Raw genomic sequence first — 7,865 nt, forward strand, 5'->3', positions numbered from 1 at the left:
CCCGGGGGGGGGGGGGGGGGGGGGCGGCCCCCGGGGGGGGGGGGGCGCGCGGGGGGGGGGGGGGCCCCCCGGGGGGGGGGGCGCCCCCCGCGGGGGGGGGGGCCCCCCCCGCGCCCGGCGGTGGACGTCCCGGCTCACGCCAGCCGGATCACGTTCCAGGACAGCGGCTCCAGTACGGCGGAGAGCCGGCCGTCGTGCAGTGCCGTGCCCTCGGCCGGGTGGGGGGCGACCCGCTCGGGCTCGGCGAGGGTGTTGCGGGCGTCCGGGTCGGCGTCGGCGAGGACGCTGTGCTCGACGACGGAGGTGAGGCCGAGGCCGCCCAGGGCCACCTCCAGCGGCAGCGGCTCGCCGCGGTCCCGGTTGACGGCGAAGACGGTGACCGTGCCGTCCGGGGCGCGTACGGCGGTGGCGTGCAGCAGGTCGGCCTCGCCGTACTTCTCCGTCCCGTACGTCGGTGAGTCCACCCGTACGTCGAGCACCTCGCCGCGTCCGTACGCCGAGGCCTGGGCGAACGGGAAGAACGTGGTCTGCCGCCAGGCCGGGCCGCCGGGCTCGGTCATGATCGGGGCGATCACGTTGACGAGCTGGGCGAGACAGGCGACGGTCACCCGGTCGGCGTGCCGGAGCAGCGCGATGAGCAGCGAGCCGAAGACGACCGCGTCGGTGACGCTGTAGCTGTCCTCCAGGAGACGGGGCGCCTCCGGCCAGTCCAGGGCGGCGACCTCGGCCTGGGACCGGGACATGTACCAGACGTTCCACTCGTCGAAGGAGAGGTTGATCCTCTTCTTGGACTTGAGGCGGGCGCCGACGTGGTCGCAGGTGGCGACGACGTTGTCGATGAAGGACTCCATGTCGACGGCGGAGGCGAGGAAGGAGTCGATGTCGCCGTCGTGCGGCTCGTAGTAGGCGTGCAGGGAGATGTGGTCGACGAGGTCGTACGTCTCCTCGAGGACCGTCGCCTCCCACGCGGCGAAGGTCTCCATCGACTGGCCGGAGGAGCCGCAGGCGACGAATTCGATGCCGGGGTCCATCTGGCGCATGGCGCGGGCGGTCTCGGCGGCGACCCGGCCGTACTCCTCGGCGGTCTTGTGGCCGGTCTGCCAGGGGCCGTCCAGCTCGTTGCCCAGACACCAGAGCCTGATCCCGAAGGGGTCCTTGTCGCCGTGTTCGGCGCGCAGGTCCGACAGGGCGGTGCCGGAGGGGTGGTTGGCGTACTCCTGGAGTTCCAGGGCCTCGGCGACACCCCGGGTGCCGAGGTTGACGGCCATCATGGGCTCGGCCTGCGGGCCGATCTTCCTCAGGAACCCGATGTACTCGGAGAGGCCGAAGCGGTTGGACTCCGTGGTGCGCCAGGCGAGGTCGAGACGGCGGGGACGGCTTTCGACGGGGCCGACCGAGTCCTCCCACCTGTAGCCGGAGACGAAGTTTCCCCCGGGGTAGCGGACGGCGGTGACGCCGAGTTCCCTGACGAGGTCGAGGACGTCCGTCCGCAGGCCCTCCGGGTCCGCGGCGGGATGACCGGGTTCGTAGATGCCGGTGTACACGCAGCGGCCGAGGTGTTCCACGAACGAGCCGAAGAGGCGGGGGTTGACCTGGCCGACGGTGAACGCGGGGTCCAGGGTGAAACGGGCGGTTCGCATGTGCGCCTTCCGGAGGAGGGGTTGAGGATCACGTGTCCATGGTTCGATATTTCGTATGCCGCTCGTCACTTCGAACGGGACCGTAGGTGTGATGCGCGGGCGCGTCAATGGCTCGGGCGGCAACCCGGGCGGGACCCTCCGCGCCGGTGGCGTCCCGCCCGGTGGTGCAGGGGATCAACGAGCCGGAGTCCGCGGGCCAGAGACGGCGGACCCGGCGGATCGGGTGTTCGTCCCACTTCGGCGCGACGCCTCGCCGGCTGCCACCGCCGTGGAGATCGCCAGGGACCCCGAACCGGAACGCGGGGCGCCTGATCCCCCGCACCACGACACGGGACGCGACCCCTGCCCGCCCGTCGTCGCGTCCCGCGACGCGTCCCGCGGACGCATGACGCGGACACGCCCTGGCGCGTAGGCTCGAACGGCTTTCGGTGCGGCGGGCGATGAGAGTGAGGGAACGCGATGGGGTTCGCGGACGCGGCCATGGGGCCCGCCTCCTTCCTCGGCGCGTTCTACACGTCCTTCTGGTGGATCCCGGCCGGCGTGCTGGCCGCCGCCCTGGCGATCAAACTGCCGACGATCATCCGGCTGTGGAAGGACCCGCTGCTGCGCGCGGTCGGCGGACTGCTGCTGCTCGCCTGCGCGGTGTTCGTGTTCGTCGCGCCGTCGACGATCGCCCGGGTCAACCGGGTCACCGGCGTGCCGAACATCTCGGCGCCCTGGGTGTACTCCCTGCTGACCGCCTTCTGCGCGGCCTGCCTGGTGCTGATCATCGCCTGGCGCGACGGTCTGCCCGAGCACTCCGCCTCCACCCGCCGGGCCACCCGCTGGGTCGTCTCCGTCTACGGCGGTGTGATCGCCCTGCTGTGGGTGCTGTTCGCCCTCGCCGACGTGCCGGTGGAACGGACCCGCGACCTGGACACCTACTACGCGACCACGCCGTTCATGCGCGAGGAGATCCTGCTGTATCTCCTCGCGCACACCACCGCCGTCCTCATCACCTCGAAACTGATCTGGAACTGGATCCGCACCGACGGACTCGACGCCTGGCTGCGCTGGGGACTGAAGTTCCTGGGCATCGGCTACGCGCTGAACCTCGCCTTCGACGCCGCCAAGCTGACCGCCGTGGGCGCCCGCTGGACCGGGAACGACCTGGACTGGCTCAACCTGCACGTGGCGCCGGCGCTGGCCTGTCTGTCGGCCGTGTCGATCGCCGTCGGCTTCATCCTGCCGCACGCCGGCCAGTACCTGCACGAACGCCAGCGGATCCGGCTGGCCTGCGTCCGGCTGCGGCCGCTGTACCTGCTGATGCGGAGCGTGCACGGCTCCGGTCTGCCGTTCGTCCTGCGCGCCAGCCCCGAACTGCGGCTGACCCGGCGCGAGACGTTCATCCGTGACGTGCTGCTGCCCCTCGCCCGCCGCACCGACGAGCGGCGGCGCGAGGCGTCGTACGCCGTCGCCCTGTCCATGGGTTTCCCGCCGGAGCGGGCGAAGGCGTTCGCCGCGGCCGTGGTGATCCTCGACGCGGTCCGGGCCGGCCCCGGTACGGAGAGCGGCGAGGGCGGCCACGGTCCCGACACCACGGAACTCCTCGGCGAGATAGGCGCCCTGTCGTGTGCGCTGCGCCACCCCGACGTGATCCGGGAGATCGGTGCCCGCGCGGGGGCGGCCGGGGACACCGTGGCGGTCACCGAGTGACCGTGCCGCACGAGGAACTGGCCGGGTGGGCAACCGTCTTGGCATAGTGCACAGGTGACCGAACGACACCCGGAACATCAGGGAGACAGCGGTGCGTACCAGGAAGGAGATGCGTCGTCTCGCTGACGCCCTCATCGACCCCATCGAGGTGGCGGTGCCGGCCGATCCCGAGGTGCTGTTCGAGGCGCTCGTCGCGTCCGTCAGCGCATGGCGGGGACGCGATGTGCTGGTCCACCGGGCGACGTTCCCGCCGCACACCGCGAGCGGACTGTGGCTGGAGCGCGAGGACCACGACGACGTGGTGGTGGACGAGCGGGCCGCCGCCTGGCACCAGATCGTGATCTTCTGCCACGAGGTGTGGCACATGCACCGCCGGGAGGCGGGCGCGGACACCGGCGGACACCCCGTGCCGGTCGCCGCCCGGACCGACTTCAGCCTGGCGGAGGAGCAGGAGGCCGACCGCTTCGGCATGCTGATGGGCCGCCGGCTGCGCGCCTGGCTCGAGGCCACCGCCGGCCCGGGGTACGCCGTCAAAGGCGGCGCCGGTTCCGGGGATCCACAGGACCTCGCGGGGCGGATCGGGGCGGCGCTCAACTACCGGGGGACGAAGAGATGAGCGGCCTCCTCAACTACGTCAGCTGCGGGGTGCTGTGGCTCGGGCTGCTGGTGAAGGCCCCCGACCTGCTGCGGCACGGGCGCGACCCGTATCTGCGGGCCATCTGCGCGGTGCTGGGTCTTGCGGGGCTGTGCTTCTTCCTCGGGGCACCGCCGACGGTCGGCGCGGTCAACCGGCTCGGCGGTGTACCGAACCTGGCGGCGCCGGTCACCTACGCGGCGATCACCGGGTACTGCGCCGCCTCCCAGGTCCTGATCGTGCACTGGCGCGGAGGCCCCCGGGTGCGCCGCACCGCCCACCGCTGGATGCTCGCCTACGCCGTCGTCGTCCTCGGCATCGCGGTGACGTTCGCCCTCGGTGACGCGCCGGTGGAGCGCCGTACCGACCTGGACACCTACTACGCGACGACGCCGTTCATGGCGCAGATGATCGTGCTGTACCTGCTGGCGCACCTCACCACCACGACCGTCACCACGGTGTCCGCGCTGCGCTGGGCGCGCGGGGTGCGGGGCGGGCTGCGGGCGGGACTGGTCCTGCTCGGCACCGGTGCGCTGTGCGGGGCCGGTTACAGCGTGGCCAAGCTGATCGCGGTGGGCGCCCGCTGGTCCGGGCGGGACTGGTCGTCGCTCGGCACCACCGTCTCCCCGGCCGCCGCCGGACTCGGCGCCCTGCTGACCGTGGTCGGCGTGCTGGTGCCGCTGGTGACCCCCTGGGCCGCCGAGGGGCGACGGGCCCGGCGGACCTACGCCCGGCTCGGGCCGCTGGAGCGGGCGCTGGACGATCTGCTCACCCGCCGCACCCTGCGCCTGCCCCGCCCCCGGTTCGCCTCTCCCACCACCCGGCTGATGTGGCGCCAGACCAGCATCCACAACGCCCTCGGCCATCTGGACGCCTACTTCGACCGGGAGTTGTACGACCGGACCCGGGCCGGCGCGCTGGCGGCGACGGAGGACCCCGAGCGGGCGGAGGCCGCCGCCTGGGCCGCGGTCATCACGGCGGCGGTACGGCAGGAGGCGGACGCCGGCCGGCCCGGCCCGCCCCTCGGGGGCACCGGCCGGCTCCTCGACGGAGTGCCGGAACCGGCCCTGCTCGTCCGGATCGCCGACGCGCTCGCCGCAGCCGTCCCGCCGCCGGCGGCCACCGCCGTGCCGAGCGGCAGGACGACGGCGGGTACGGCGTGAACCGGGCCCCGTGCGAAAGGAGCCGGCCGGCATGAGTCTCGTCGTCTATCTGGCGGCCTTCGTGTTCGGGATGACCTCCGTGCTGCTGTTCCGCCGCCCGCGCAGGGCCATGCGGAACCCACTGACCGTCTCCACCTGCGCGGCGATCGTCCTCGGCGCGCTGGTCTTCGTGTGCGCCGCCCCGGCCACCCTGGCCACCGTCAACGAGCTCACCGGCATCCCCAACTTCGGGGCCCCGCTGACCTACGGCATGCTCTGCGCGTACAGCTGCTCGGTGCTGGTGCTGCTGATCAACTGGCGGGGCGGTTCCCGGGACCGGGTGCGGCGCCGGGTGCTGGGCGCCATCGCCGCCTACGGTCTGCTGATGACCGCTATCGTCGTCCTGTTCTCGCTCGCCGAGGCGGACACCGAGCGGCTCAGGGACCTCGACACCTACTACGCCGACACCCCGTTCATGCGGGAGATGATCCTGCTCTACCTGCTCGGGCACAGCGCGGCGATGCTGGTGATGTGCGCCGTCTGCATCAGATGGGGGCGTGAGGTCGACGGGCCGCTGCGGACCGGGCTGCGGCTGATCCTCGTCGGGGCACTGCTGGACCTGGTGGGCTTCCAGGCGGCCAAGTACACGGCGATCGTGGCGCGTTGGACGGGCCACGACCTCGACTTCCTCTCCACCACGCTCGCCCCGCCGATGGCCTCGCTGGCCGCGCTGCTGTGTTCGGCGGGATATCTGCTGCCGTCCGCGCTCGCCCAGTGGCGGGCCCTGGGCGACCACCGCCGGCTGGCCCCGCTGTGGTCCCTGGTGAAGTCGGTGTCCTGCGCGCCCAGGCCGCCGACAGGCTGGTGGCGGCTCCCCCGGGCGCGCCTGCAGTGGCGCGAGGTGTCGATCCACGACGCGCTGCTCGCGCTGGCACCGTACTTCGACCACCGGGTCCGCGAGCGGACCCGGGACTCCGCCCTGCGCGCGGGCCGCTCCCCGCACGAGGCACGGCTGGCCGCGGAGGCGGCCATGCTCGCCGACGCGGCACGGCGGGCCACCGCCCGCGAGGAACCACCCCGGACCGGCGGGCCCCGGGCCGACGGCACGTACCGGCTGCACGCGACCGAGGTCTCCGGCACCGGCGGGCTGGTGGAGCTGGCACAGGCGCTGCGCCACCCGCCCTCCCGTACGTCCCTTCCTGGATCCGTGACCGAACCCGAGGAGCCCCATGTCGCGTAGAGCTGTCGTCATCGGCGCCGGTCTGGCCGGAATGCTGGCCGCGGCCGTCCTGTCCACCGCGGGGGCGGACGAGGTGATCGTGCTGGACCGGGACGAGCTGCCCGACGGTCCGGAACACCGCAGAGGACTGCCGCAGGGACGGCACGCCCATCTGCTGATGGCGGGCGGCCTGACCGCCATGGAGGAGCTGCTGCCGGGCGCGGGGCTGCGGAAGCGGCTGCTCGCCGCCGGGGCACACGAGATATCCCTCAGCTCGGGCATGCTGGCGCTCACCCCCGAGGGCTGGCTGCGCCGGTGGCGGCGCGAGGGCCCCGTCATGCTGACGTGCAGCCGGGCGCTGGTGGACTGGGTGCTGCGGGAGACGGTCCGGGAACGGACGTCGGTGGAGATCCGCCGGGCGGCCGTGGTGGGGCTGACGGGGTCCGCGGAGCGGGTGCGCGGGGTACGGATCGCGACGCCCGGCGGGGACACGGACCTCGACGCGGATCTGGTCGTGGACGCGAGCGGCCGCGGGACACGGGTGGTCGGCTGGCTGGGCGGGCTCGGGCTGACCGGTGTCCGGGAGCGGGCCGTGGACGCCGGGCTGGTGAACGCCTCACGGGTGTACCGGGTGCCGGAGGGGGCGGAACGGTTCCCGCTCACGATCGTGCAGCCCAATCCCCATCTGTCACGGCCGGCCCGGAGTGCGATGGTCATGCCGATCGAGGGGGGCCGCTGGCTGGTGAGCTGCGGCGGCTCGCGCGGGGGCGAGCCGCCGGCCGACCCGGAGGGGTTCCTGCGGTACGCGCTCGGGCTGCCCGACCCCATCGTGGGACGGCTGATCTCCGGGGCGGAGCCGCTGACGGAGGTGCATCTGAGCCGGTCGACCAGCAATGTGCGGCGGTATCTGGAGGAGCTGCCGCACTGGCCGGAGCGGTTCGTGGTGCTGGGGGACGCGCTGGCCACGTTCAATCCGGCGTACGGGCAGGGGATGTCGGTGGCCGCGTTCGGGGCGCGGGTGCTCGGCCGTGAGCTGGGCGGCCCGAGCGGAGGGCTCGCCTCGCCCGGTCTGGCGCGGCGGGTGGTGCGGGGGGCCGCGCGGGTGGCGGACGCGGCATGGTCGATGGCGGTCGGCCAGGATGTGCTGTATCCGGGGGTACGGGGTGGGCGGCCGGGCGTCGGTGACCGGGTGGTGACGGCGTACACCCGGCGGATGATGCGGGCGGCCACGGGGTCCTTTGCGGCGGCGTCGGCGATCTGGGACGTCACGAGTCTGAGTGCGCCGCCGACGCGGATGTTCCGGCCGGGGGCGGTGCTGGCGGCGGTGGCGGGGTCGCCGTTGCCGCCGTCCGTCGAGCCGCCGTTGACTCCCGGGGAGCGGGAGGTGCTGCGGGCGCTGGACCGTACCGGGGGGTGACCGGCACCGGCAGGAGGTGTCCTCGCCCCCGCCGCCCCTTCCCGTTCCCGTCCCCCGGGGGCGCTGCCCCCGGACCCCCGCTCCTCAAACGCCGGAGGGGCTGACTTCAGCCCCTCCG

General features: G+C 73.6%; 6 protein-coding genes. 5 read left to right on the plus strand and 1 reads right to left on the minus strand.

The genetic code is table 11. The features are described 5' to 3' along the window. Positions 1 to 134: 134 nt before the first annotated feature. Positions 135 to 1,640 carry an alpha-N-arabinofuranosidase gene (locus tag ACIF9R_RS35920; RefSeq protein ID WP_399986947.1) on the minus strand — a complete coding sequence of 502 codons (1,506 nt, stop codon included), beginning with the start codon at positions 1,638 to 1,640 and terminating at the stop codon, positions 135 to 137. A 459-nt stretch (positions 1,641 to 2,099) separates the two neighbouring features. Here ACIF9R_RS35920 and ACIF9R_RS35925 point away from each other — a divergent pair, with 459 nt between their 5' ends. The 5 genes from ACIF9R_RS35925 (at position 2,100) to ACIF9R_RS35945 (ending at position 7,747) form a co-directional block, all read left to right on the plus strand. Next, positions 2,100 to 3,335: a DUF6545 domain-containing protein gene (locus ACIF9R_RS35925; RefSeq protein WP_399986949.1), complete on the plus strand. Its 1,236-nt coding sequence runs from the start codon at positions 2,100 to 2,102 to the stop codon at positions 3,333 to 3,335. Positions 3,336 to 3,426: 91 nt separating this feature from the next. After that, on the plus strand, positions 3,427 to 3,951 hold the full coding sequence (locus ACIF9R_RS35930) for a toxin (protein ID WP_399986951.1): 525 nt from the start codon (positions 3,427 to 3,429) through the stop codon (positions 3,949 to 3,951). Beyond that, positions 3,948 to 5,132: an MAB_1171c family putative transporter gene (locus ACIF9R_RS35935; protein ID WP_399986953.1), complete on the plus strand. Its 1,185-nt coding sequence runs from the start codon at positions 3,948 to 3,950 to the stop codon at positions 5,130 to 5,132. Before ACIF9R_RS35930 ends, ACIF9R_RS35935 begins: the two co-directional genes overlap by 4 nt. Positions 5,133 to 5,163: 31 nt before the next feature. Then, positions 5,164 to 6,351 (plus strand): MAB_1171c family putative transporter, encoded by a 1,188-nt coding sequence (locus ACIF9R_RS35940; protein WP_399986955.1) that lies wholly within the window; start codon positions 5,164 to 5,166, stop codon positions 6,349 to 6,351. Next, the gene (locus ACIF9R_RS35945; protein ID WP_399986957.1) at positions 6,341 to 7,747 is read left to right on the plus strand and encodes an FAD-dependent monooxygenase; all 1,407 of its coding nucleotides are present in this window, start codon (positions 6,341 to 6,343) and stop codon (positions 7,745 to 7,747) included. The genes ACIF9R_RS35940 and ACIF9R_RS35945 overlap by 11 nt, the downstream gene beginning before the upstream one ends. Positions 7,748 to 7,865: the final 118 nt, after the last annotated feature.

The organism is Streptomyces sp. NPDC086080 (assembly GCF_044540255.1).
GTDB lineage: Bacteria > Actinomycetota > Actinomycetes > Streptomycetales > Streptomycetaceae > Streptomyces.

Coding starts and splice junctions, on each gene's coding strand:
- ACIF9R_RS35920 (WP_399986947.1), bottom strand. CDS start 1,640: ATGCGAACCGCCCGTTTCACCCTGGACCCCGCGTTCACCGTCGGCCAG.
- ACIF9R_RS35925 (WP_399986949.1), top strand. CDS start 2,100: ATGGGGTTCGCGGACGCGGCCATGGGGCCCGCCTCCTTCCTCGGCGCG.
- ACIF9R_RS35935 (WP_399986953.1), top strand. CDS start 3,948: ATGAGCGGCCTCCTCAACTACGTCAGCTGCGGGGTGCTGTGGCTCGGG.
- ACIF9R_RS35940 (WP_399986955.1), top strand. CDS start 5,164: ATGAGTCTCGTCGTCTATCTGGCGGCCTTCGTGTTCGGGATGACCTCC.
- ACIF9R_RS35945 (WP_399986957.1), top strand. CDS start 6,341: ATGTCGCGTAGAGCTGTCGTCATCGGCGCCGGTCTGGCCGGAATGCTG.